Annotated in this window: 19 protein-coding genes; 15 read left to right on the top strand and 4 right to left on the bottom strand. The window is 67.4% G+C overall.

Annotated elements, in window-relative coordinates:
• Positions 1-10 precede the first annotated feature (10 nt).
• Positions 11-1,969: a bifunctional 5-dehydro-2-deoxygluconokinase/5-dehydro-2-deoxyphosphogluconate aldolase gene (locus tag BDO18943_RS08485; protein ID WP_175021944.1), complete on the bottom strand. Its 1,959-nt coding sequence runs from the start codon at positions 1,967-1,969 to the stop codon at positions 11-13.
• Positions 1,970-2,276: 307 nt separating this feature from the next.
• Here BDO18943_RS08485 and BDO18943_RS08480 point away from each other — a divergent pair, with 307 nt between their 5' ends.
• The 8 genes from BDO18943_RS08480 to BDO18943_RS08445 all read left to right on the top strand — a co-directional run bounded on the left by BDO18943_RS08480 (position 2,277) and on the right by BDO18943_RS08445 (position 11,315).
• The gene (locus tag BDO18943_RS08480; RefSeq protein ID WP_175021943.1) at positions 2,277-3,203 is read left to right on the top strand and encodes a sugar ABC transporter substrate-binding protein; all 927 of its coding nucleotides are present in this window, start codon (positions 2,277-2,279) and stop codon (positions 3,201-3,203) included.
• A gap of 68 nt (positions 3,204-3,271) precedes the next feature.
• Positions 3,272-4,855: a sugar ABC transporter ATP-binding protein gene (locus BDO18943_RS08475; protein ID WP_175021942.1), complete on the top strand. Its 1,584-nt coding sequence runs from the start codon at positions 3,272-3,274 to the stop codon at positions 4,853-4,855.
• Between the two features lie 26 nt (positions 4,856-4,881).
• Positions 4,882-5,907, top strand: coding sequence for an ABC transporter permease (locus BDO18943_RS08470; RefSeq protein ID WP_175021941.1), 1,026 nt, complete (start codon positions 4,882-4,884; stop codon positions 5,905-5,907).
• Positions 5,908-5,983: 76 nt separating this feature from the next.
• Positions 5,984-6,895, top strand: coding sequence for a sugar phosphate isomerase/epimerase family protein (locus BDO18943_RS08465; RefSeq protein ID WP_175021940.1), 912 nt, complete (start codon positions 5,984-5,986; stop codon positions 6,893-6,895).
• 59 nt (positions 6,896-6,954) lie between these two features.
• Positions 6,955-7,968 (top strand): Gfo/Idh/MocA family protein, encoded by a 1,014-nt coding sequence (locus BDO18943_RS08460; RefSeq protein ID WP_043182495.1) that lies wholly within the window; start codon positions 6,955-6,957, stop codon positions 7,966-7,968.
• A 32-nt stretch (positions 7,969-8,000) separates the two neighbouring features.
• On the top strand, positions 8,001-8,927 hold the full coding sequence (locus BDO18943_RS08455; protein ID WP_175021939.1) for a TIM barrel protein: 927 nt from the start codon (positions 8,001-8,003) through the stop codon (positions 8,925-8,927).
• A gap of 32 nt (positions 8,928-8,959) precedes the next feature.
• Positions 8,960-10,132, top strand: coding sequence for a Gfo/Idh/MocA family protein (locus tag BDO18943_RS08450; protein WP_175021938.1), 1,173 nt, complete (start codon positions 8,960-8,962; stop codon positions 10,130-10,132).
• Between the two features lie 298 nt (positions 10,133-10,430).
• On the top strand, positions 10,431-11,315 hold the full coding sequence (locus tag BDO18943_RS08445; RefSeq protein ID WP_175021937.1) for a MurR/RpiR family transcriptional regulator: 885 nt from the start codon (positions 10,431-10,433) through the stop codon (positions 11,313-11,315).
• A 59-nt stretch (positions 11,316-11,374) separates the two neighbouring features.
• Here the strand turns inward: BDO18943_RS08445 and BDO18943_RS08440 are convergent, their stop codons facing one another.
• On the bottom strand, positions 11,375-12,895 hold the full coding sequence (locus BDO18943_RS08440; RefSeq protein WP_175021936.1) for a CoA-acylating methylmalonate-semialdehyde dehydrogenase: 1,521 nt from the start codon (positions 12,893-12,895) through the stop codon (positions 11,375-11,377).
• A 113-nt stretch (positions 12,896-13,008) separates the two neighbouring features.
• Between BDO18943_RS08440 and BDO18943_RS08435 the strand changes: the two genes are divergently transcribed.
• From BDO18943_RS08435 to BDO18943_RS08405, 7 genes are all read left to right on the top strand, one after another.
• Positions 13,009-13,944, top strand: a complete 936-nt coding sequence (locus BDO18943_RS08435) for a LysR family transcriptional regulator (protein WP_175021935.1) — start codon at positions 13,009-13,011, stop codon at positions 13,942-13,944.
• Between the two features lie 117 nt (positions 13,945-14,061).
• Positions 14,062-14,289 carry a sulfurtransferase TusA family protein gene (locus BDO18943_RS08430; protein ID WP_006402122.1) on the top strand — a complete coding sequence of 76 codons (228 nt, stop codon included), beginning with the start codon at positions 14,062-14,064 and terminating at the stop codon, positions 14,287-14,289.
• Positions 14,290-14,488: 199 nt separating this feature from the next.
• Complete coding sequence (locus BDO18943_RS08425) at positions 14,489-14,911, top strand: peptidase (protein WP_175021934.1); 423 nt, start codon at positions 14,489-14,491, stop codon at positions 14,909-14,911.
• Between the two features lie 268 nt (positions 14,912-15,179).
• Positions 15,180-15,884 carry a response regulator transcription factor gene (locus BDO18943_RS08420; RefSeq protein WP_006490421.1) on the top strand — a complete coding sequence of 235 codons (705 nt, stop codon included), beginning with the start codon at positions 15,180-15,182 and terminating at the stop codon, positions 15,882-15,884.
• Positions 15,881-17,242 carry a FecR family protein gene (locus BDO18943_RS08415; RefSeq protein WP_175021933.1) on the top strand — a complete coding sequence of 454 codons (1,362 nt, stop codon included), beginning with the start codon at positions 15,881-15,883 and terminating at the stop codon, positions 17,240-17,242. The genes BDO18943_RS08420 and BDO18943_RS08415 overlap by 4 nt, the downstream gene beginning before the upstream one ends.
• 10 nt (positions 17,243-17,252) lie before the next feature.
• On the top strand, positions 17,253-19,640 hold the full coding sequence (locus BDO18943_RS08410) for a CHASE2 domain-containing protein (RefSeq protein ID WP_175021932.1): 2,388 nt from the start codon (positions 17,253-17,255) through the stop codon (positions 19,638-19,640).
• A 37-nt stretch (positions 19,641-19,677) separates the two neighbouring features.
• Positions 19,678-20,292 (top strand): DUF4136 domain-containing protein, encoded by a 615-nt coding sequence (locus BDO18943_RS08405; RefSeq protein WP_175021931.1) that lies wholly within the window; start codon positions 19,678-19,680, stop codon positions 20,290-20,292.
• 60 nt (positions 20,293-20,352) lie between these two features.
• On the opposite strand, the gene galU is transcribed toward BDO18943_RS08405, so the two are convergent.
• Positions 20,353-21,237 (bottom strand): UTP--glucose-1-phosphate uridylyltransferase GalU, encoded by an 885-nt coding sequence (galU, locus tag BDO18943_RS08400; protein WP_043182512.1) that lies wholly within the window; start codon positions 21,235-21,237, stop codon positions 20,353-20,355.
• Between the two features lie 87 nt (positions 21,238-21,324).
• On the bottom strand, positions 21,325-24,192 hold the full coding sequence (locus tag BDO18943_RS08395) for a valine--tRNA ligase (RefSeq protein WP_175021930.1): 2,868 nt from the start codon (positions 24,190-24,192) through the stop codon (positions 21,325-21,327).
• Between the last annotated feature and the right edge of the window lie 45 nt (positions 24,193-24,237).

Below are 24,237 nucleotides of genomic sequence, written 5' to 3'. Positions count from 1 at the left end.
GGGCGTCGCGTCAGGCTGCGGCGGCGCGGGCGGCTGCGGCACGGCGGCCGAGCCACGCATCCACGAGCTGCGCGAAATTGCCGGCGACTTCGTCGATCAGTGCCTGGTCGTCGATCCGGCCGGCGAACCAGTTCAGCGACGCATCGGCCCACAGCGTGCGCCCGACCATGAAGCCCTTGACGATCGGGTTGGTCGCCGAGCGGAAGCTGTCGACGAGATAGTCCAGCGGCTGGTTCAGCCCGAGGATCACCGCGCCGCGGCAGTGCGGATCGCGCTCGGCGATCAGCGCTTCGAGCCGCGCCCAGCCGTCGGCGCTCAGCGGCGTGAGCTTCCACCATTCGGGCATCACGCCGAGGTTGTAGAAGCGCGCGATCGTGCGTAGCACCGCATCGTCCTCGGTGCCGGCCGGCGTGACCGCGCGCGGCGGAATCATTTCCAGCAGCAGCTCGTTGCCGCTGGCGCGCGTGGCTTCCCACAGTTCCAGTACGCGCTGCTCCTGTTCGACGCGCAGGTCGACCTGGTCGTCGGGGTGATAGTGAACGAGGCACTTCACGACCTGCTCGGTCGGCCAGTGCGTGAGCGACGAGCCGACCGAGCGCGTTTCGTCGAAACGCAGCGGCCGCGAGCCCGGCAGCTCGACCGGGCGGCCGACCCACCAGCCGCGCCCGGTGGCCGACGCAAGCGCGTCGCTGCCGTAGCCGCCGCCGTCGATCAGCACGCCGACGTGGCCTTCGATTTGACGATCGCGCTCGACTTGTTCCACCGCGCGCACGAGCAGGCGCTTCAGCGTCTTGATCCGCGCTTCGTCCGCGCCGGCCTGCACCGCGAGTTCGTAGAACTGGCTGCGATGGTCGAACGCCATTACGCACAGGTCGTCCCATTCGCGGCGCGGCACCGTCACGCGATGCAGGTGCGCGAGCGTGTGGTCGGCGTCGACCACCGGATTGCGGCTGCCGTCGAACCAGTGCGCGAGCTCGGCCGGCGTCGGCATCGCGGCTGAGCACGCATGGCGCGACACGACGATCGCGCCGCACGCGTTCGCGATGCGTGTCGACTCGGCCCAGTCGCGACCGCGCAGCAGCCCCGACAGCAGGCCCGACAGGAACGCGTCACCCGCGCCGAGCACGTTGAGCACCTCGACGCGTTCGCCGAGGAAGGTCGGCGCATCGTCGAGGCGGGCCGGAATGTCGCCCTCGATCACGCAGCAGCCGAGCGCGCCGCGCTTGACGACCAGCGTCGCGTTCGTGATCTTGCGCACCGCCTGCAACGAGCCGATCACGTCGTGCGGCACGCCGCCCGCGATCAGGAATTCCTCCTCGGTGCCGACCAGCAGGTCGAATTCGCCGAGCACCTGCTGCAGCTGACGCGTCACCTGCGCATCCGGCACGTAGCGGTTTTCGCCCGCGCCGCGCGCGGTCAGCCCCCACAGCACGGGCCGGTAGTCGATATCGAGAATTCGCACGACACCATGGCGACGCGCATAACCGAGCGCGGTCAGCGACGCTTCGCGCGTGCCCGGCGTCGACAGGTGTGTGCCGGTGATCGCGAGCGCGCGGCAGCCGGCGATGAAGTCCTCGCGGATCTCGTCGGCGCGCACGGCCATGTCCGCGCAGTTCTCGCGCATGAACAGCAGCGGGAACGTGTCGCGATCCTTCAGCCCGAGCAGCACCAGCGCGGTGAGGCGTTCGCGGTCGGTCTGCAGCTGGCTCGTGTCGCAGCCTTCGCGCTCGAGCGTCTCGCGCAGGAAGCGGCCCATCTGCTCGTCGCCGACGCGCGAGATCATCGCGGTCCTCAGCCCGAGCCGGGCCACGCCGAACGCGACGTTGCCGGACGAGCCGCCGAGATACATCTGGAAACTGCGCGCGTCTTCCAGGCGGCTGCCGTACTGCTGCGCATAGAGATCCACGGCCACGCGGCCGAGGCAGGCGAGATCGATGGGGCGGTCACTCGGAAAGTTCAGCAGGCTCATATCACGTGTCACGCTCGCGGCCGGCGTTCGGCGATGCCGGCGGATTAGGGGACCGATCCTCTGGCGGTGATCCGCACCGTGTGCTGCACGACGCGGGACTGCCTGCCGCAAGGAATCGGGCTACGGAACGGAGTCTAGACTTTTTGGAAATGCAGTTCCCTAGGTGAAATCACGTAGAAATAAATTTCCAAATTTTCGAGGAAGTGATCTACAGTTTCATCCGGATGCTTCAGTCCGTATCGGACTCGGCCCGGCGGCGCGCAACGCGCCGTCTTCCGCCCCCCGGAGATGAGGAGACAGATTGATCATGAAGACCAAGCTGATGGCCGTCGCGGCCGCCGCGATCCTGGCTGCGCCGCTCGCGCATGCCGAGAAGATCGGCGTGACGATGGCGTCGTTCGACGACACGTTCCTGACCATCCTGCGCAACGGCATCGCCGATTCGGCGAAGAAGGACGGCGCGACGGTACAGATCGAGGACGGCGGCAACGACGTCGGCAAGCAGTTGAGCCAGGTCCAGAACATGATTGCGCAGAAGGTCGACGCGATCATCGTGAACGCGGTCGATACCGACGCGACGCCGAAGATCACCAAGATGGTGACGGCCGCGAAGATCCCGCTCGTGTACGTGAACCGCAAGCCGGTCGATTTCGACAAGCTGCCGGCCGGCGTCGCCGTGGTCGCGTCCGACGAGAAGCAGTCGGGCACGCTGCAGGCGCGCCAGGTGTGCAAGCTGCTCGGCGGCAAGGGCGACCTCCTCGTGCTGATGGGTGAGCTGTCCAACGAATCGGCGCGCGCCCGCACCAAGGACATCGAGGACGTGATCGCGACGAAGGATTGCGCGGGCATGAAGATCGTCGACAAGCGCGAAGGCAAGTGGAGCCGCACGCAGGGTCAGGACATCACGATGAACTGGCTGAGCTCCGGCATGAAGTACGACGCGATCATCTCCAACAACGACGAGATGGCGATCGGCGCGATCAACGCGCTGAAGGCTGCGCGCAAGTGGACGCCGAAGACGATCGTCGCCGGCATCGACGCGACGCCGGACGGCCTCGCGTCGATGAAGAGCGGCGAGCTGAAGGTGTCGGTCTACCAGAACGCGGCCGGGCAGGGGCAGCAGGCCGTCGCGGCCGCGCTCAAGCTCGCGAAGAAGCAGCCCGTCGATCGCTACGTGAACGTGCCGTTCGAGCTCGTGACGCCCGAGAACATGAACCAGTACGCGAAGCACTGACCGGTGAACCGTTGAACTGCGCGGGCCCGGCATGGCCGGGTTCGCGCGCGACTCGTCGAGGAACGTCCATGTTTACAGCCAGGATCGCGCGCCCGATGGCCGGCGACGATGCGCCGGCCGCTTCGTCCGGCTCGACCGGCTCGTCGGCCCCGCCGGCTTTTTCCGCGGCCGACTGCGTGCTCGAGGTGCGCGGCGTCGGCAAGTCCTTTCCCGGCGTCGTCGCGCTCGACGGCGTGCAGTTCCGCGTGCGTCGCGGCACCGTCCATGCGTTGATGGGCGAGAACGGCGCGGGCAAGTCGACGCTGATGAAGATCATCGCGGGCGTCTACACACCTGACCAGGGCGAGATCCTGATCAACGGCGAGCCCGTCGTGCTGAACGGCCCGCTCGATGCGCTCGATCGCGGCATCGCGATGATCCACCAGGAACTCAACCTGATGCCGTACATGACGGTCGCGGAGAACATCTGGATCCGCCGCGAACCGAAGAACCGTTTCGGCCTGATCGATCACGCGGCGCTGCGCCGCCAGACGGCCGAGTTGTTCGAGCGGCTGTCGATCGACATCGATCCGGAAACCGACGTGCGCACGCTGACGGTCGCGAGCCGCCAGATGGTCGAGATCGCGAAGGCCGTGTCGTTCGACTCCGACGTGCTGATCATGGACGAGCCGACCTCCGCGCTGACCGACAAGGAAGTCACGCACCTGTTCCGGATCATTCGCCAGCTGCGCGAGCAGGGCAAGGGCATCGTCTACATCACGCACAAGATGAACGAGCTGTTCGAGATCGCCGACGAGTTCTCGGTGTTCCGCGACGGCAAGTACATCGGCACGCATGCGTCGAGCGATGTCACGCGCGACGACATCATCCGCATGATGGTCGGGCGCGAGATCACGCAGATGTTCCCGAAGGAGGAGGTGCCGATCGGCGAGGTCGTGCTGTCGGTGCAGAACCTCGGCGTCGACGGCGTGTTCCGCGACGTGAGCTTCGAGCTGCGCGCGGGCGAGATCCTCGGCGTGGCCGGCCTCGTCGGCTCGGGGCGCTCGAACGTCGCGGAGGCGCTGTTCGGCGTCGTGCCGGCCACGACGGGCGAGATCCGGATCGACGGCAAGCCGGTGCGCATTGCGACGCCCGCGCAGGCGATGAAGCACGGGATGGCCTTCCTCACCGAAGACCGCAAGGACACCGGCTGCTTCCTGAATCTCGACCTGCTCGCGAACATGGAAGCAGCGGTGCTCAGCAACCGCTACGTGAAGTTCAATTTCGTGCAGCAGGCGCAACTGAAACGCGACTGCGAGGAAATGAGCCGGATGCTGCGCGTGAAGTCGCCCGGGCTGCACGAGGAAATCCAGAATCTGTCGGGCGGCAACCAGCAGAAGGTGCTGATCGGCCGGTGGCTGCTCACGCAGCCGCGCATCCTGATCCTCGACGAGCCGACGCGCGGCATCGACGTCGGCGCGAAGGCCGAGATCCACCGGCTCGTCAGCGCGCTCGCCGGCAAGGGCGTCGCGGTGCTGATGATCTCGTCGGAAATGCCGGAAGTGCTGGGAATGAGCGATCGCGTGATGGTGATGCACGAAGGGCGCATGACCGGCATCGTCGATCGCAAGGACGCTGACCAGGTCCGCATCATGGATCTCGCGTCGCGTTGAGCCGAAACAAGATTGGAGACAAAGCAATGGGCAACCTGAACCCGGTCGCGGATGCGCAGACCATGACCCTCAAGGCGCGGCACACGAAGTGGCCGCCCGAACTGAGCATCTTCCTCGTGCTCGTCGGCATCAGCCTGTTCTTCGAGATCGTCGGCTGGATCGTCGTCGGCCAGAGCTTCCTGTTCAATGCCGAACGGCTCGAGATCATCGTGCTGCAGATGGCCGTGATCGGCATCATCGCGGTCGGCGTGAACCTCGTGATCATCACCAGTGGGATCGACCTGTCGTCGGGCTCGGTCGTGGCCGCCGCGGCGGTCGTCTCGGCGAGTCTCGCGCAGGTGTCCGACTTCCCGCGCGCGGTGTTTCCGCACTTGACCGACCTGCCGATCATCTGGCCGGTGCTGGCCGGCGTGTGCGTCGGGCTGCTGGTCGGCCTGCTGAACGGCTCGCTGATCGCGATGACGGGCATCCCGCCGTTCATCGCGACGCTCGGCACGATGGTGGCCGCGCGCGGCTTCGCGAAGTGGTTCACCAACGGGATGCCGGTGTCGATGCTGACCGACCCGTTCGCGGCCATCGGCGCAGGCGCCAATCCGGTGATCATCTTTCTCGTGATCGCCGCGATCTTCCACGTCGTGCTGCGCTACACGCGCTTCGGCAAGTACACCTATGCGATCGGCGCGAACCGCCACGCGGCCGTCGTGTCGGGTATCAACGTCACGCGACACCTGATCTTCGTCTACGCGATCGCCGGCCTGCTGAGCGGGATCGCCGGCACCGTGACGGCCGCGCGTGCGATCTCGGGCCAGTCGGGCATGGGCGTGATGTACGAACTCGACGCGATCGCGGCCGTCGTGATCGGCGGCACGTCGCTGTCGGGCGGCCTCGGCCGCGTGACGGGCACCGTGATCGGCGTGCTGATCCTCGGCGTGATGACGTCGGGCTTCACGTTCATCCGCATCGACGCGTATTACCAGGAGATGGTGAAGGGCGCGATCATCGTCGCGGCCGTGATCGCCGACCAGTATCGCAACAAGAAGAAGCGCCGCTGACCCGTCAAGCATCGCCGGACGCGGGCGGCACGTGCCGCCGCCTGGGTCCGGTACCCGCCACCGTCGAGGACATTCGATGAAGATCGCGCTGGACCCCTACATGATTCGCCACCTGCCGCTCGACCGCCTGCCGCACGCGGTGGCCGAGCTCGGCTACGACCAGATCGAGCTGTCGCCGCGCAGCGATTTCCTCGACTGGTGGGTGATGCCGCGCGCCACGCGCGAACGGATGGCCGCGTTCCGGCAGGCGATGCGCGCGAGCGGCGTCGGCCTTGCGTCGCTGCAGCCGATGTACCGCTGGGCGAGCCCGTTCGAGGATGAGCGTCAATGGGCCGTGCGCTGCTGGAAGAAGGCGATCGAGGTGGCGGTCGAAATGGAGTGCGCGCTGATGGTGTCGGAGTTCGGGCGCGGCGCGTCGCCGGAGCGCTCGGTCGGGGAACGACCCGGCGCGAACCCGAAGGAGCTGTGCGAAGCCGCGTGGTTCCGTTCGATGGACGAGCTGCTGCCGATCCTCGAACGCGAACGCATCGTGCTGTCGGTCGAGCCGCATCCGGAGGACTGGATCGAGCAGCTGCAGCCCGCGATCGACATCGTCACGAACCTCGGTTCGCCGTCGCTGAAGCTGTCGTACATCGCGCCGCACACGTTCTACTACGGCGAAGACATGGCCGCGATGATCGCGCAGGCCGCGCCGATCCTCGCGCACGTGCGCGTGGCCGACACCTTCGACCACCGCAAGAGCAGCCAGCTGCGCTACATCGTGAACCCGCCGGGTTCGAACCAGATTCGCGTGCACCAGCATCTCGACATCGGGCAGGGCGAGATCGACTGGGACGTGTTCTTCCGGGCGCTCGGCGCGGCAGGCTTCGACGGCGTGATGTCGTCGTGCGTGTTCGCGTGGGAGGACCGCGCGGAAGCATCGTCGCGCTACATGCGCGACACGATCCGGCGCTACGTCGATCGTCATTTCGATCGCTCGGCGCGCTGACGAATGACTGACCGGTGCGGCGCGTGCCGCACCGCCAATGAACGACTGGAGACTCTTAGATGACCTTGCAAATCGGCGTGATCGGCTGCGGTGCGATCGGCCAGGACCATATTCGCAGACTGACCCGCACGCTGTCCGGCGCGCGCGTCGTGGCCGTCAACGACATCGATCCGCAGCAGGCGCGCGACGCGGTGACGAAGTACGCGCTCGACGCCGAGATCTACGGCGACGGCCACGAGGTGGTCGCGGCCGCCGACGTGCAGGCCGTGCTCGTCACGTCATGGGGGCCGACGCACGAAGCGTTCGTGCTCGACGCGATCGCGCACGGCAAGCCCGTGTTCTGCGAGAAGCCGCTCGCCGTCACGGCCGAAGGCTGCATGCGGATCGTCGAAGCCGAAGCGGCGCACGGCAAGCGGCTCGTGCAGGTCGGCTTCATGCGTCCGTACGACGAAGGCTATCGCGCGCTGAAGCGCGTGATCGACAGCGGCGAGATCGGCGCGCCGCTGATGCTGCATTGCGCGCACCGCAACCAGTCGGTCGGCGAGCGCTACACGACCGACATGGCGATCACCGACACGCTGATCCACGAACTCGACGTGCTGCGCTGGCTGCTCGGCGAAGACTACGTGAGTACGCAGGTCGTCTATCCGAAGAAGACGCGCCATGCGTCCTCGCATCTCGCCGATCCGCAGATCGTGCTGCTGGAAACCGCGAGCGGCGTGCGTATCGACGTCGAGATCTTCGTGAACTGCCAGTACGGCTACGACATCCAGTGCGAGGTGGTGGGCGAGCAGGGCATCGCGAAGCTGCCCGATCCGCCGGCCGTGGGGCTCAAGCATGCGGCGCGGCAGTCGGTCGAGATCATGACCGACTGGAAGGAACGCTTCATCGCGTCGTACGACGTCGAGCTGCAGGCGTTCATCGACGGCGTGCGACAGGGCGTGCTGACCGGGCCGTCCGCCTGGGACGGCTACGCGGCGGCAGTCGCGGCCGACGCCTGCGTGCGTGCGCAAAAGAGCGGGGCGGTCGAGCCGATCGCGATGGCCGAACGCCCTGCGTTCTATCGCGGCTGAACCGCAGCCGCCTACTTGCCGGACTGACCGACATGACGATGAAGATGGGTTGCGCACCGTGCTGCTGGGGCGTCGACGACGTGAAGAACCCGCACCTGCCGCCGTGGCGGCAGGTGCTCGCCGAGGCGGCCGAGGCCGGCTACTCGGGTATCGAGCTTGGGCCATACGGCTACATCCCGCTGGAACTCGACGTGGTGAGCGCGGAGCTCGAGCGGCAGCGCCTGAGCATCACCGCCGGCACGATCTTCGACGATCTCGTCTCGCTGGAGAACCTGCCGAACCTGTTACGCCAGACGCGCGAGATCTGCGCGCTGATCACGCGGCTGCCGAAACTGCCGACGCAGGACGGCCAGCGCTACGCGGCGCCGTATCTGGTCGTGATGGACTGGGGCCACGAGGAGCGCGATTACGCGGCCGGCCACGCCGATCGCGCGCCACGGCTGTCGGACGCAAGCTGGTCGACGATGGTCGAGCACATCCGGCAGATCGCGACGATCGCGCGCGACGAATTCGGCGTACGCACGGTGATCCATCCGCATGCGGGCGGCTATATCGAGTTCGCGGACGAGATCGACCGGATCGTCGCCGACATTCCCGCCGACACGGCGGGCCTCTGTCTCGATACGGGCCATCTGTACTACTCGGGCATGGATCCGGAAACCTGGCTGCGCCGCCACGCGGCGCGCCTCGACTACGTGCATTTCAAGGACATCGACGCGGCCGTGTACGACGCGGTGATGGGCGAGCACATCGCGTTCTTCGCGGCTTGCGCGCGCGGCGTGATGTGCCCGATCGGCAAGGGCATGCTCGACTACCGGTCGATCAAGCAGGCGCTCGACGAGATCGGCTACGCCGGCTACATCACGATCGAACAGGAGCGCGACCCGCGCAATGCCGGCACGAGCCTGCGCGACGTGGCCGCGAGCCGCGCGTTTCTCGCGTCGGCCGGTTTCGCTTGATGATCTGAATACGGACAAGGAACGACACAATCATGATCGACGGACAGATTCTGCTTGGACATTCGATTCGCTGGGGCATGGTCGGCGGCGGGCTCGGCAGCCAGATCGGCTACAGTCACCGGTCGGCCGCGTTGCGCGACGGCAGCTTTCAGCTGGTCGCCGGCGCGTTCGACATCGATCCCGAGCGCGGCCGCCAGTTCGGCGTGAAGCTCGGCGTCGCGGCGGAGCGCTGCTATCCCGACTACGCGACGATGTTCGACGCCGAGGCGCGCCGCCCGGACGGCATTCGCGCGGTGTCGATCGCGACGCCGAACAACACGCACTTCGAGATCTGCCGTGCGGCGCTGAACGCGGGGCTGCACGTGGTCTGCGAGAAGCCGCTGTGCTTCACGACCGAGGAGGCCGAAACGCTGCAGCGCCTGTCGGTCGAGAAGAACCGGATCGTCGGCGTCGCGTACGGCTACTCCGGACACCAGATGATCGAACAGGCGCGCGAGATGATCGCGCGCGGCGATCTCGGCGAGATCCGCATCGTGCAGATGCAGTTCGCGCACGGGTTCCACAGCGAGGGCGTCGAGGCCGCGAGCGCGGCTGCGCGCTGGCGCGTCGACCCGAAGTTCGCGGGCCCGAGCTACGTGCTCGGCGACATCGGCACGCATCCGCTGTACATCTCGGAAGTGATGGTGCCCGAGCTGAAGATCCGGCGGCTGATGTGTTCGCGGCAGAGCTTCGTGAAGAGCCGCGCGCCGCTGGAAGACAATGCGTTCACGATCATGGAATACGACACGGGCGCGGTTGGCTACGTGTGGTCGAGCGCGGTGAACGCGGGCTCGATGCACGGCCAGAAGGTGCGCGTGATCGGCTCGAAGGCGAGCGTCGAGTGGTGGGACGAGCATCCGAACCAGTTGCGCTACGAAGTGCAGGGGCAGCCCGCGCAGGTGCTCGATCGCGGGATGGGCTATCTGCATCCGCACGCATTGCGCGAGGATCGCATCGGCGCCGGGCATCCGGAGGGGTTGTTCGAAGCCTGGTCGAATCTCTATGCGCGCTTCGCACTCGCGATGGATGCGGCCGATCGCGGCGACGCCGCGGCGCTGAAGAACATCCGCTATCCGGACGTCCATGCGGGCGTGGAAGGCGTGCGCTGGGTCGAGAACTGCGTGCGCTCGGCCGATGCGGGCGGCGTGTGGGTCGACTATCGTTGAACGGCGCGCGACGGGCCGGCTGCGGCGCGCTGCGCGCCCGTCGTGCAAGGCTTTGCACCGACGGCCGGCCTTGGTAGACACCCTAATCTTTACGACGCCGCGAGAGCGTTGGACAATCGCTTCCAGCATTGCCGTGGAGCGTAGGCAAGTGATGATCGAGCGCGTGGGAGCGAGCACGCGGCGCGGGCCGCGCCGCAAACGTGATTAAATTCGCCCTTCATGCATGTATCCAGGTGAGTCCCGGGCCGCGCCCGCCAGTATCGCGCGCACGTCGGGGCCGTCAACTTCGCGCTATCCGATGAGTTCATCCGAGAAACCTCCCGCCACCGTCGAGCAGTTCCTGCAGCATCTGACGCAGGAGTACGACGGCCTCAGCAATCGCCTGAAGGTGATTGCGCGCCACGTGGAAACGCATCGGGACCAGCTTGGCCTGGAAGGCATCCAGTCGCTCGCGGAAGCGTGCGGCGTCCAGCCGTCGGCCGTCGTGCGCTTCGCGAAGCATTTCGGCTTTTCCGGTTTCTCCGAGATGCAGAAGCTGTTCCGCGAGGGGCTCGCGCAACAGATCGCGCCGGGGCGCGCGTACAACCTGCGGCTGCGCGATGTGATCGAATCGGGCTCGTCGAGCCTGCAGCCCGAGCAGATCGCCGACGAGTTCATCAAGGGCAGTATTGCCGGGATGCAGCAGCTGCGGCAGACGCTCGATTCGCAGGCGCTCGCGCAGGCCGTCGACCTGCTCGCCGACACGCAGGCGATCTGGATCGCGGGCTCGCGGCGCGCGTTTCCGATCGCCGTGTACCTCGACTATGCGCTGCAGCACACCGACAAGCGCATCGGCCTGTTCAGCGCGCTCGGCAGCATGCATCTCGGCCAGATCCGCTCGGTGCGCGAGGGCGACGTGATGATCGTCATCTCGTTCATGCCGTACGCGGAGGAAACCGTGCAGGTCGCGCAACAGGCCGCGCAGCGCGGCGCGCGGCTGATCGCGATCACCGACAGCCGGATGAGCCCGCTGGCGCGGGAGGCCGAGGTGACGCTGATGGTGCAGGACAGCGCGACGTTCGGCTTCCGCGCGCTGACGGCCACGATGGGGCTCGCACAGAGCCTGTTCGTCGCGCTCGCGTACCGGCTCGAACTGTCGTACTTGCCGACCGCCGACGGCGCGCACGGCACGCAGGCCGGCTGACGCATCCTGCCGGCGTACCGCCCGCGCGACCGATCGGCGGGCGGTGTGCCGTCAGGCGCTTACTTCGCGGTCGGCATCGCGAATTCGGCGCCCTTGCCGATGCTCGACGACCAGCGCTGCATCACCGACTTCTGGCGCGTGTAGAAGCGCACGCCTTCCTCGCCGTATGCGTGCATGTCGCCGAACAGGCTCTTCTTCCAGCCGCCGAAACCATGCCACGCCATCGGCACCGGAATCGGCACGTTGATGCCGACCATGCCGACCTGGATGCGCCGCGAGAACTCGCGCGCGATGCCGCCGTCGCTCGTGAAGCACGACACGCCGTTGCCGAATTCATGCGCGTTGATCAGGTCGACCGCCTCGCCGAAATCCTTCACGCGCACGCAGCCGAGCACGGGCCCGAAGATTTCTTCCTTGTAGATGCGCATGTCGGGCGTCACGTGGTCGAACAGCGTGCCGCCGGTGAAGAAGCCTGCCTCGCGGCCCGGCACGCGCAGCCCGCGGCCGTCGACCACCAGTTGCGCGCCTTCGTTCACGCCTTGCTCGATATAGCCTTCGATGCGCTTGAGTGCATCGCCGGTGACGATCGGGCCCATCTCGACTTCCGGCGACATGCCGTCGCCGATCACCAGCTTGCGCGCGCGCTCGGCCACCAGCGGCACGATCTTGTCCGCGATGTCGCCGACCAGCACCGCGACGCTGATCGCCATGCAGCGCTCGCCGGCCGAGCCGTACGCGGCGCCGATCAGCGCATCGACGGCCTGCTCGAGGTTCGCGTCGGGCATCACGACGAGGTGATTCTTTGCGCCGCCGAGTGCCTGCACGCGCTTGCCGGATTGCACGGCACGCTGCTGCACATAGGCCGCGATCGGCGTCGAGCCGACGAAGCTGACGGCTTGCACGTCCGGGTGGTCGAGCAGTGCGTCGACCGCGCCCTTGTCGCCCTGCACGACGTTGAACACGCCGGCCGGCAGCCCGGCCTGCGTGAGCAGGTCGGCGATGAACAAGGCCGCCGACGGGTCGCGCTCGCTCGGCTTCAGCACGAACGTGTTGCCCGTCGCGATCGCGACCGGGAACATCCAGCACGGCACCATGCACGGGAAGTTGAACGGCGTGATGCCCGCGACGACGCCGAGCGGCTGGCGCATCGTCCAGTTGTCGATGCCGGTGCTGACCTGGTCGGTGAAGTCGCCCTTCAGGAGCTGCGGCACGCCGCAGGCGAATTCGATGATGTCGATGCCGCGGGCGACTTCGCCCTGCGCGTCGGAGAACACCTTGCCGTGCTCGGCCGTGATGATCGCCGCGAGGGCGTCGCGGTGCTCGTTCATCAGTTGCAGGAAGCGGTGCATGACGCGCGCGCGGCGGATCGGCGGCGTCGCGGCCCAGGCCGGGAACGCGGCGTGGGCCGACGCGACGGCCTGTTGCACTTCGCTGTCGTCGGCGAGCGCCACGCGGCGCACCGCACGGCCGAGCGCGGGATTGAGAACGTCCTGGAAGCGGCCGCTGCGGCCGGCGACGGGCGCGCCGTCGACATAGTGGCCGACATCGGCGTCGGACGTGTACGCGGGAACCGGATTCATTGTGTCTCCTGGGGATCGGGTGGGAGTGGACAGCACCCAGTCTAGGCAAACGAGCAGGGCGGGAGAAGGCCGCGCAGCTTGATTCACTGTTCAGAATTCTGAATAATCACCGGATGAATCAGCAAAATGTCCAGGCGCTCTGGCCGCATATCCATTCGCTGACGGTGCTGGCCGCGGCCGGCAGTTTCACGGCCGCCGCGCAGCGGCTCGGCATCAGCAAGGCCGCGATGAGCCAGCGCATCGCCGATCTCGAAAAGGCGGCCGGCGTGCCGCTCGTGCGGCGCACGACGCGCAGCGTGCGGCTCACCGACGCGGGCCAGACGCTCGTCGACAGCACGCGCGACGCGTTCGAGTCGATCGGGCAGCACTTCGCGCGCGTGAAGGACCTGGCCGGCGAGCCGCGCGGCCTGCTGCGCGTGACGGTGCCGGTCGCGCTCGGGCGCCAGCAGGTCGTGCCGCACCTGCCCGATTTCCTGCGGCAGCATCCGGGCGTGCAGATCGAGCTCGACCTGTCGGACCGGCTGCATTCGCTGACGCAGGAGGGCTTCGACCTCGCGATCCGCCATACGACCACCGCGCCGCAGACCCACGTCGCGTGGAAGCTGTGCGACACGCGCTCGCTGCTCGTCGCGAGCCGCGACTACCTCGACGCGCGCGGCGCGCCGCGGCACCCGAGCGAGCTCGTCGACCACAGCTGCCTGTGCTACCTGCGCGACAACGAGCCGGCCGCATGGAGCTTCGAGCCGCACGGCCGGCGGCGCGAGCGCGTGAGCGTGCCGGTGCGCGGCAGCTTCGCGGCGAACAACAGCGAGGCGATGCGCGAGGCTGCGCTCGGCGGGCTCGGCATCGCGCTGCTGCCGGATTTCAGCGCGCAGCGCGATCTCGACGCCGGCCGGCTCGTCGCGCTGCTCGACGGCTGGCGGCCATCGGGCGCGTTCGGCGACCACATCTTCGCGATCCGCCCGTACAGCCCGGTCGTGCCGAGCGCGGTGCGCGCGCTCGTGCGGCACCTGCGCGAACGGCTCGCGGGCGGCTTTTCACGCACCTGAGCCCGGTGTCCGCGGGTGCCGGGCCGCGGGCGGCCCGGGCAGGCACCGCGGCGCTGCGGTAAAATCCCGGCTTCTCTCCGCGCCTTGAATGGCGCGTCATTCGAAGGTCGACAGCCGATGCAGATTCACAAGGAAGTGGACGCGCGCGGGCTCAATTGCCCGTTGCCGATCCTGCGTGCCAAGAAAGCGCTCGCCGATATGGAAAGCGGGCAGATCCTCAAGGTGCTCGCGACCGATCCGGGCTCGCAGCGCGATTTCGCCGCGTTCGCGAAGCAGACAGGCAACGAGATCGTCGAATCGACGACGCAGGACAAGACCTTCGTGTTCCTGATGCGGCGCCGCTGAAGGCCCGCGTCACGGTGCCGGCGGCCGCTGGTGTCCGTCGGCCGCGCCTTTCTGACAATTCTTAAACCTCGCTTCGTGATCGGCTGCGTATACTGACCCGGCCGGTCGTCCGCTCGCAGCGGATGCGCCGGCCACGGTACGTCGTACGGCGGGCACGGGGGCCATGCCTGACGCTACCGTCGTACAACGGGGAGAGGACATGTCCTTCAGACCAGGGACCATTCGAAGTCCGTCCGGAGCGGAACGCAGCGTATCGGGACTGAGCCGTATCGAGCTCGACCCGCAACGGGATCGCCACGCGCGTGCCGCGCTGGAGGCCTACGCGGATTCGGCCGCGGCCGAGATGCCGTGGCTGGCCGAGTGGCTCGACGAACGGCTGCGCGATGCCGCGCAGGACGACGGCTCGGGCCTGACCTACTGCGGTGCGACGATCGAGCGTGTGTTCGATCTGGCGCAGGCGTGGGCGGCGAGCCAACCGGATTACGCGGCTACCGCGTGGGAGCGGGTGCGCGGCCAGCTGCAGCGGATGCTGGTGCAACCGGCGCGTTCGGAACCGCTGTTGCCGTGCGTGCCGGCCGACGATGTCGCCGAGCAGGTGGCCGGTATCGCGGGCGTCGACTAGGCGCTCGATTGCGCGGCGGAAAGGATTATTCGAAGAAAAGACGGTAGTCCGCGCAATTTATTGGCGAATTTCATACTACTATGATGAAATCGCCGGTTCGTCCGTACCCCGTTTTTGAGATATTTAGCCGGGGTCGCCGGTTTGCGCAGATGGCGCGAGCGGCGAACGACGGCTCGCCGGCCGGTATCCGGGGGCCGTGCGCGTGCTGCGCGGCTGGATGGGGGCGGGGAGCTGAACTGGACGAATCGATTTCGATTTGCGGGGTGCTATGAGAATTGCTGTACTGGATGACGATCCGGCCCAGACGGATTTCGTCAGTCAAACGCTGACGGCCGTTGGCCATACGTGCTATGCGTTCAAGGAAGGCAAGGCCCTGAAGAAGCGTCTGCAGCGCGAGACGTTCGATCTGCTGGTGCTCGACTGGAACGTGCCCGACATGTCAGGCGAGGAAGTGCTGAAGTGGGTGCGTGCCAATCAGACCGAGCACAGCCTGCCGATCATCTTCATGACGAGCCGTGACGACGAGGCGGGGATCACGCAGATCCTCAATGCCGGCGCCGACGATTACGTGGTCAAGCCCGTGTCGGGCCCGATCCTGCGTGCGCGCATCGGCTCGCTGCTGCGCCGCGCGTATCCGGTCAACGCCGAGGCAACCGTTCGCGAATTCGATCAATTCCGTTTCGACGTGAACCTGAAGCAGGCCTACGTCGGCGACAAGGCCGTGAGCCTCACGCAGAAGGAATTCGAGCTCGCGCTGCTGCTGTTCCAGCATCTCGACCGGCCGCTGTCGCGCGCGCACATTCTCGATCTCGTGTGGAAGCAGGCGACCGACATCCCGTCGCGCACGATGGATACGCACATCTCGATGCTGCGCACCAAGCTCGGCCTGCGGCCCGAAAACGGCTATCGCCTCGCGCCGATCTACGGCTACGGCTACCGGCTCGAGCGGGTCGGCCAGGGAGAACCGGAGTGACCACGGGAATCACGCAGCGCACGGCGGCCCGGCGCACGGTGGCGCTGCACGCGGCCTGTGCGGTCGCGTTTGCGTTTGCCGCGCAGCATGCGGCGGCGCAGCCGCCCGCGGCGGCAGGCAAGATGGTCGTCTATCGCACGCAGGGGGGCGACACGCTGTACGACGTCGCCGCGCGCTACCTGCAGGGCGCGGACGACTGGCAACTGCTTCAGCAGATCAACGGCGTGCCCGCACCGAAGCATCTGCAGCCCGGCGTCGCGCTGAAGCTGCCGGTCGCACGCCTGCGCAAGGAAAAGCTGACCGCGCGCGTCATTGCGGTGCAGGGCACGGCCGAACGCGCGTCCGGCGACGCTTTTGTGCCGCTTGCGAACGATGCAACCCTCGCCGAGGGCGACCGCGTGCGCACGGGCCCGAACGGCTTCGTGACGCTCGAGCTCGCCGACGGCACGCACATGAGCCTGCCGCCCGACAGCCAGCTCGACCTGAAGGCGCTGCGCCGCACGGTGCTGACCGGCACGCTCGATCGTGAGTTCGAACTCACGCGCGGCTCGGTCGACAGCGAGGTCACCCATCTGAAGAAACGCGACGACCGCTTCCAGATCCGTTCGCCGTCCGTCGTGGCCGGCGTGCGCGGCACGCACTTTCGCGTGAATTACGACGCGGCCGGCAATGCGTCGACGCGCGTCGAAGTGCTCGATGGCACCGTCGGTGTTGCGGGCGACCGGCAGCCGGCCGGCCCGACGCTCGTGCATGCGAATTTCGGCAGCGTCGCGACGTCGTCCGGCGCGGTCGGCGCGCCCGTCGAGCTGCTGCCTGCGCCGGCGCTCGCGCATCCCGACAAGGTGCAGGACGAGCCCGACGTCGCGTTCGACGTCGCCCCGCTCGAACAGGCGCATGGGTACCGCATGCAGCTCGCGCACGACGCGGGGCTGCTCGACCTGTTCAGCGAAACGCGCACCGATTCGCCGCGCGCAGTCTTCCACGACGTACCGAACGGGAACTACTTCGTGCGGGTCGCCGCGATCGACGCGAACGGCCTCGAGGGCCGGCCGCGCACGTACGCGTTCGAACGCCGCATGATGGGGCTCGACGCGAGCGCATCGCCCGGCGCGGGCGGCTACGAGTTCCGCTGGTCGCCGAACGGTTCGAGCAAGGATGCGCGCTACCGGTTCGTGCTGTCGCGCTCGAAGGACCTGAGCGCGCCTGTCGTCGACCAGGTCGGCTTGCATGCGCGCCAGATCACCGTCGCGCACCTGCCGCCGGGCGACTATTTCTGGGCCGTGACCGTCGAAGAGTTCGAAGGCGGCAAGTTCTACGAGAAGACCAGTCCGGTCGGCGCGTTCACGCTGTCGCGCTGATTCGCGGCGCATGAAACCCGACTCCGTTTCCCCGCGGCGGGGCCTCGGCCGCCGCTTCCTGATCGAATGGATCGCGATCGGCTGCCTCGGGATCGCAGTGATCCTCGTCTGCGCGCTCGGCCGCCTGTCGGGAAGCGTCGACGGCCTGATCTACGACCGGCTGCTGATGCTGCGCAGCCTGCCGCTGTCGCCCGACGTGGTGGTCGTCGACATCGACAACCAGAGCGTGTCCGCGCTCGGCCGCTGGCCGTGGCCGCGCGACGTGCATGCGCGGCTGCTCGATACGCTGGCGCGCGCGCAGCCGGCTGCCGTCGTCTACGACGTGCTGTTTACCGAACCGTCGCCGGAGGATCGCGCGTTCGCGGACGCGATGAGCCACGTACCGACCTTCCTGCCCGTGCTGCTGAGCCCCGAGCAGGCGGACGGCTCGCGTGCGGTCGATCCGCCGGTGGCCGCGCTCGCGGCGCGCGCGGTCGGGCTCGGCCACATCAATCTTGAAGTCGACCGCGACGGCATCGTACGCAGCGTTGCGCTGTTCGAAAGCGACGGCCGCGTGCGCTGGCCGCAGCTGATGGTGCCGGTGTACCAGGCGATCCAGGGTGGCCGGCTGCACCCGGTCGGCGGGGCACCCGGCGCGAATGCGCACGACCTGTCGCGCGACGCGGCCGGTGAGGGCCGCTACCTGATCCCGTTCAGCCGCAACACGCCTGCCTATCCGACGCTGTCGTTCGACGACGTGCTCGAAGGGCGCGTGAAGCCCGACGCGCTGCGCGGCAAGATCGTCGTGGTCGGCGTGACGGCGTCGGGGCTGTACGACCGCTTCGCGACGCCCGTGTCCGGCGAGTTCGGGCCGCTCGCCGGCGTGTATATCCATGCGAACGTGCTCGACATGCTGGCAACCGGCAGCGCGATCTCGCCTGCGTCGCGCGCCGGGCTGTTCGCCGCGTCGCTGCTGCCGCTTGCCGCGCTGCTGGGCGGTTTCCTGATGCTGTCGCCGTGGCGCGCGCTGCTGCTGACGCTGAGCCTCGCCGCGCTCGCGGTCGTTGCGAGCATGGCGCTGCTGTTCGGGGCGCGCATCTGGCTGTCGCCGGCGCCCGCGATCTTCGGGCTGGTCGCCGTCTACCCGATCTGGAACTGGCGGCGGCTCGAAATGACGATGTCGTACTTGCGGCGCGAGCTGCAGCGGCTCGCCGACGAGCCGCACCTGCTGCCCGAGGCGCCGCGCACACGCAGCGTCGGCGGCGACGTGCTCGAGCGGCAGATGACGCTGATGGCGCAAGCCGCGCAGCGCGTGCAGGACATGAAGCGCTTCGTGTGGGACAGCCTCGACAGCATGCCCGAGCCGATCTTCGTGACCGACCTGGCCGGCACCGTGCTGATCGCGAACCATGCGGCCAAGCGCTACGGGTCGCGCCTCGCGCTGCCGCTGCCGGAAGGGCGGCCGCTGCGCAGCGCGCTCGGCGAGCTGACGTTCATGAAGACCGTCGACGGCAACGTCGAACACGACGTGGCGATCCGCGAGCACTGGCCGGCCGTGCTCGACCCGACGCTCGAGGCCGAACACGACGCGATGGCGCGCGGCATCGAGGTGCGCGATCGCGACGGGCTCGACCATCTGCTACGCTACGCGGCTTGCACGAACGCGCAGGGCCGCGTGACGGGCTGGATCGCCGGCCTCGTCGACGTGACCGAACTGCACGCGGCCGAGCGGCAGCGCGAGGAAGCGCTGCACCTGCTGTCGCACGACATGCGCTCGCCGCAGGCGTCGATTCTCGCGCTCGTCGAGATCGAGCGCGACCGCGCCGAGACCGACGCGATGCGCGGGCTGCTCGCGCGGATCGAGCGCTATGCGCATCGCGCGCTGTCACTGGCCGACGAGTTCGTGCAGCTGGCGCGCGCGGAGTCGCAGGTGTACCAGCTCGAGGTGACGAGCCTCGTTGACGTGCTGATCGATGCAAGCGACGAGGTATGGCCGCAGGCGCAGGCGAAGCACATCCGCGTCGACACCGATGTCGGCACCGACATGTGCTGGGTGCGCGCGGATCGCTCGCTGATCACGCGCGCCTTCGTGAACCTGCTGAACAATGCAGTCAAATACAGTCCGTCCGATACCGTGATCACGTGTACGCTGGCGGTCGAGCACGCGTCGAAACGGATGTTCTGTACGATTCGCGATCAGGGATACGGCATTGCGCCGGAAGATCAGCGGCATCTGTTCGAGCGTTTCAAGCGGTTCCATGCCGGCGAGCGGCCCGAGATCTCGGGTTCCGGGCTCGGCATGGCATTCGTGAAGACGGTCGTCACGCGCCATGGGGGCAGCGTGTCGGTCGACAGCGAGGTGGGTGTCGGCACCGCGGTGACGGTGTCGCTGCCTGCAATCGACGAGCCGTCCGCCTGACAGGGCCGGGTGCGACGGCAGGTATTTGGGGAAAGCCATGAGAAAGGAATGGGCAGCGACCGCGCTGGCGGTGTCGCTGTTGACGGGTTGCGCCGGTGTGACGAGCGGCGTCAGTGCGGTCGGGCAGCCGAACGCGTTCGCCGCCGATGCGCACGGCTACGATTTCGTGCGGACGGCCGCGCAGGCCGACGATGCCGAATACCGGCAGATCGAGACGCTCGTGCGCGACGAACTCGCGCACCGCGGTTTCGATGCGAAGCCGCTCGCGGCCGCGCACTACCGGCTGTCGATCGCGTATGCGACGCAGCCGGCTTCGGTCGCGGCGAGCGCCGACGGGTGTGGCGCCGCGAGCAGTGCATGCGTGACGGTCGACGGGCCGGCGCCGTTCGCGCTGCCGTTCATGGGCCGCGTGTATCGCCATGTGCTGACGCTGCGCTTCGTCGACGCGAAATCGGGCGCCGACGTTTACCGCGTATCGGCGGCGCTGCGCGATCGCGATCCCGGCACGCAGCAGGCCGCGCCGGCGCTCGTGAAGAGCGCGCTCGCGAAGGTGCCCTTCGGCGACGGCGGTGGCTGGCTCGTCAAGACGAAAAAAGACGAAGCGGGCGGGATGCCGGGCGTCGTCTCGGTGAAGCCGGCCAACGCGCGCTGAGCGGCAGCCGGTGAGGTGAGGGCGGGCTCGCCGGAGTGAGCCCTGGTGCCCTTGCCGCGTTCAGTCGGCGTGATGTGCGCCGTCGCGCGTGCGCAGGTACGTGTCGAAGTCCGCACCGACTTCCGCGTGGCGCAGCGCGAATTCGACCGTCGCCTTCAGGTAGCCGAGCTTGCTGCCGCAGTCGTAGCGCGTGCCCTGGTACTTGTAGGCCAGCACTTGCTCATCGGCGAGCAGCGACTGGATCGCGTCGGTGAGCTGCAGCTCACCGCCCGCGCCGGGCTTCAGTGCACGCAGGTGCTGGAAGATCCGCGGCTTCAGGATGTAGCGGCCGACCACGCCGAGGTTCGACGGCGCGACTTCCGGCGCCGGCTTTTCGACGATCGCCGACATCTTGACGATCGACTCCTCCCACTCCTTGCCGTCGACGATCCCGTACGACTTCGTTTCCGACGGCGGGATCTCTTCGACGCCGATCACCGAGCTGTGATAGTGGTCGAACACGTCGACCATCTGCTTCATCACGGGCGGGTTGCCGTCGAGCAGGTCGTCGGCGAGGATCACCGCGAACGGGTTGTCGGCCACGAGCTTTTCCGCGCACAGCACCGCATGGCCGAGGCCGAGCGCTTCCGGCTGGCGTACGTAGAAGCAGTCGACATGGCTCGGCTTGATGCTGCGCACGAGCTCGAGCAGCTTTTCCTTGCCGCGCGCCTCGAGTTCGGCCTCGATTTCATACGACTTGTCGAAGTGATCCTCGATCGCGCGCTTGCTGCGCCCGGTGACGAAGATCATCTCGGTAATGCCGGCGGCGATCGCTTCCTCGACTGCGTACTGAATCAGCGGCTTGTCGACGACCGGCAGCATTTCCTTCGGGCTTGCCTTCGTTGCCGGGAGGAAGCGTGTGCCGAGACCGGCAACAGGGAATACCGCCTTGGTGACTTTCAACATGATCGAACCTTTATTCCTGTAATCGACTTGTCAGACGGTTTATGTTCACGCCCGCATTATAGTGAACGCAAACGACCTTACGGTTTGTTACGCAGGCAACCGATCGAGCTGCGCGCGCAGTTTCTCAAGGGTGCTCTGGAATTCCGCGACGCGCTTCTGCTCCTGTTCGACCACGGCCGGCGGCGCTTTCGCGACGAATGCCTCGTTGCCGAGCTTTGCATTGCACTTCGCAATCTCGCCCGTCAGGCGCGCGATTTCCTTCGACAGACGCTCGCGTTCGGCTGCGACGTCGATCTCGACCTTCAGCACCAGCTTGTTCGGCCCGACGATCGCGATCGGCGCGCCGTGTGCTTCCTTGTCGAGCGTTGCTTCATCCGCGAGGATCTGCACTTCCGACAGGCGTGCAAGCGCCTGAATGTACGGTGCGAACGAGCGCAGGCGCTCGGCATCGCCGGCTGCAAGCAGCGGCACCTTGGTTGCCGGCGACAGGTTCATCTCGCCGCGCAGGTTGCGGCACGCGTCGACGATCGCCTTCAGGTCGGCCGCCCACTGCTCGGACGCCTCGTCGATCTTCTGCAGGTTCGCGATCGGGTACGCCTGCGTCATCAGCGACGCTTCGCCTTCGGCCTTGCCTTGCGGATAGCGGCCGGCCAGCGGCGCGACCTTCTGCCAGAGCGCTTCGGTGATGAACGGGATGATCGGGTGCGCGAGGCGCAGCACCGTCTCGAGCACGCGCAGCAGTGTGCGGCGCGTCGCGCGCTGCTGTTCCGGCGTGCCGTTCTGGATCTGCACCTTCGCGAGTTCGAGATACCAGTCGCAGTATTCGTCCCACACGAACTTGTAGATGCTGCTGGCGATGTTGTCGAAGCGGTAATCGGCGAAGCCCTTCGCGATGTCGGCCTCGGTGCGCTGCAGCAGCGACACGATCCAGCGGTCGGCCGCCGAGAAGTCGAGGTAGCCGCCCGGGCCGCAATCGCCCGCACCGCAGACTTCCGGCTTGTCGCTGCCGCAGTCGTGGCCTTCGCAGTTCATCAGCACGAAGCGCGTCGCGTTCCACAGCTTGTTGCAGAAGTTGCGATAGCCTTCGCAGCGCGCGAGGTCGAAGTTCACGTTGCGGCCGAGCGTCGCCATCGACGCCATCGTGAAGCGCAGTGCGTCGGCGCCGAACGCGGGAATGCCGTCCGGGAATTCCTTGCGCGTCTTCTTCTCGATGGTGGCGGCCTGCTTCGGGTTCATCAGGCCGGTGGTGCGCTTCGCGACCAGCGTCTCGAGGTCGACGCCGTCGACGATGTCGATCGGATCGAGCGTGTTGCCCTTGCTCTTCGACATCTTCTGGCCTTCGGCATCACGCACGAGGCCGTGCATGTACACGGTGTGGAACGGCACCTTGCCCGTGAAGTGCGTCGTCATCATCACCATCCGGGCGACCCAGAAGAAGATGATGTCGAAGCCGGTGACGAGCACCGACGACGGCAGGAAGTGCTTCAGCTCGGGCGTTTCGTTCGGCCAGCCGAGCGACGAGAACGGCACGAGCGCCGACGAGAACCACGTGTCGAGCACGTCTTCGTCGCGCTTCAGCGCACCCGTGTAACCCTTCGCGGCAGCCTGCGCGCGCGCGTCTTCCTCGCTGCGCGCGACGAACACCTCGCCGTTCTCGCCGTACCACGCGGGGATCTGGTGGCCCCACCACAGCTGGCGCGAGATGCACCAGTCCTGGATGTTCTCGAGCCACTGGTAGTAGGTGGTCGTCCAGTTTTCCGGGACGAACTTGATCTGGCCGTCGCGCACGACGTCGAGCGATACCTCGGTGATCGACTTGCCCGGATGGAGCGTGCCTTCCGGGACCGGCTTCGTCATCGCGACGAACCACTGGTCGGTCAGGAGCGGCTCGATCACGACGCCCGTGCGGTCGCCGCGCGGCACCATCAGCTTGTGCGGCTTCACGGAGTCGAGGAAGCCTTCCGCGTCGAGGTCGGCGACGATCGCCTTGCGCGCGTCGAAGCGGTCGAGGCCGCGATACTGCTCGGGGCCGTTGTCGTTGATCTTCGCGTCGAGCGTCAGGATCTCGATCGGCGCGAGCTTGTGGCGCTGGCCGACCTGGTAGTCGTTGAAGTCGTGCGCGGGCGTGACCTTCACGACGCCCGTGCCGAACTCGCGGTCGACGTAGTCGTCGGCGATCACCGGGATCTCGCGGCCCGTCAGCGGCAGCGTGACGAGCTTGCCGATCAGGTGCGCGTAGCGCTCGTCTTCCGGGTGGACCATCAGCGCGACGTCGCCGAGCATCGTTTCCGGACGCGTCGTGGCAACGGTCAGCGAGCCCGAGCCGTCGACGAGCGGGTAGCGGATGTGCCACAGGTGGCCGTTTTCCTCTTCGCTCACGACTTCGAGGTCCGACACGGCGGTCAGCAGCACCGGATCCCAGTTGACGAGGCGCTTGCCGCGGTAGATCAGGCCCTGTTCATGGAGCGTGACGAACACGTCGCGCACGGCGGCCGACATCTTGTCGTCCATCGTGAAGTATTCGCGCGACCAGTCGGGCGACGCGCCGAGGCGACGCACCTGGCCGGTGATCGTCGAACCCGATTTTTCCTTCCATTCCCACACGCGCTCGACGAACTTCTCGCGGCCGAGGTCGTGGCGCGACACGCCTTGCGCGTCGAGCTGGCGCTCGACGACGATCTGGGTCGCGATCCCCGCGTGGTCGGTGCCGGGCACCCACAGCGTGTTCTCGCCGAGCATCCGGTGGTAGCGGGTGAGGCCGTCCATGATCGTCTGGTTGAACGCGTGGCCCATGTGCAGCGTGCCCGTCACGTTCGGCGGCGGCAACTGGATCGAGAAATCGGGGCGGGCCGGATCGAATGTCGGGGCCGCGTAGCCGCGCTTTTCCCACTCCGGCCCCCATTGGGACTCGATGGTGTGGGGCTCGAAACTCTTCGCAAGCGTGTTGTCGCTCATGTTGGAAATCTGCCGAAAAATGCGTGAATTGGATGCCGAATCTGA

The organism is Burkholderia aenigmatica (assembly GCF_902499175.1).
Taxonomy (GTDB): domain Bacteria; phylum Pseudomonadota; class Gammaproteobacteria; order Burkholderiales; family Burkholderiaceae; genus Burkholderia; species Burkholderia aenigmatica.
Note: the sequence above shows the minus strand (reverse complement) of the source record. Positions and strands in the feature narration are given on the sequence as shown.

Bases quoted from the DNA above. Each gene is read 5' to 3' on its own strand.
- BDO18943_RS08485 (WP_175021944.1), bottom strand. From the start codon at position 1,969: ATGAGCCTGCTGAACTTTCCGAGTGACCGCCCCATCGATCTCGCCTGC.
- BDO18943_RS08480 (WP_175021943.1), top strand. From the start codon at position 2,277: ATGAAGACCAAGCTGATGGCCGTCGCGGCCGCCGCGATCCTGGCTGCG.
- BDO18943_RS08475 (WP_175021942.1), top strand. From the start codon at position 3,272: ATGTTTACAGCCAGGATCGCGCGCCCGATGGCCGGCGACGATGCGCCG.
- BDO18943_RS08470 (WP_175021941.1), top strand. From the start codon at position 4,882: ATGGGCAACCTGAACCCGGTCGCGGATGCGCAGACCATGACCCTCAAG.
- BDO18943_RS08465 (WP_175021940.1), top strand. From the start codon at position 5,984: ATGAAGATCGCGCTGGACCCCTACATGATTCGCCACCTGCCGCTCGAC.
- BDO18943_RS08460 (WP_043182495.1), top strand. From the start codon at position 6,955: ATGACCTTGCAAATCGGCGTGATCGGCTGCGGTGCGATCGGCCAGGAC.
- BDO18943_RS08455 (WP_175021939.1), top strand. From the start codon at position 8,001: ATGACGATGAAGATGGGTTGCGCACCGTGCTGCTGGGGCGTCGACGAC.
- BDO18943_RS08450 (WP_175021938.1), top strand. From the start codon at position 8,960: ATGATCGACGGACAGATTCTGCTTGGACATTCGATTCGCTGGGGCATG.
- BDO18943_RS08445 (WP_175021937.1), top strand. From the start codon at position 10,431: ATGAGTTCATCCGAGAAACCTCCCGCCACCGTCGAGCAGTTCCTGCAG.
- BDO18943_RS08440 (WP_175021936.1), bottom strand. From the start codon at position 12,895: ATGAATCCGGTTCCCGCGTACACGTCCGACGCCGATGTCGGCCACTAT.
- BDO18943_RS08435 (WP_175021935.1), top strand. From the start codon at position 13,009: ATGAATCAGCAAAATGTCCAGGCGCTCTGGCCGCATATCCATTCGCTG.
- BDO18943_RS08430 (WP_006402122.1), top strand. From the start codon at position 14,062: ATGCAGATTCACAAGGAAGTGGACGCGCGCGGGCTCAATTGCCCGTTG.
- BDO18943_RS08425 (WP_175021934.1), top strand. From the start codon at position 14,489: ATGTCCTTCAGACCAGGGACCATTCGAAGTCCGTCCGGAGCGGAACGC.
- BDO18943_RS08420 (WP_006490421.1), top strand. From the start codon at position 15,180: ATGAGAATTGCTGTACTGGATGACGATCCGGCCCAGACGGATTTCGTC.
- BDO18943_RS08410 (WP_175021932.1), top strand. From the start codon at position 17,253: ATGAAACCCGACTCCGTTTCCCCGCGGCGGGGCCTCGGCCGCCGCTTC.
- BDO18943_RS08405 (WP_175021931.1), top strand. From the start codon at position 19,678: ATGAGAAAGGAATGGGCAGCGACCGCGCTGGCGGTGTCGCTGTTGACG.
- galU (WP_043182512.1), bottom strand. From the start codon at position 21,237: ATGTTGAAAGTCACCAAGGCGGTATTCCCTGTTGCCGGTCTCGGCACA.
- BDO18943_RS08395 (WP_175021930.1), bottom strand. From the start codon at position 24,192: ATGAGCGACAACACGCTTGCGAAGAGTTTCGAGCCCCACACCATCGAG.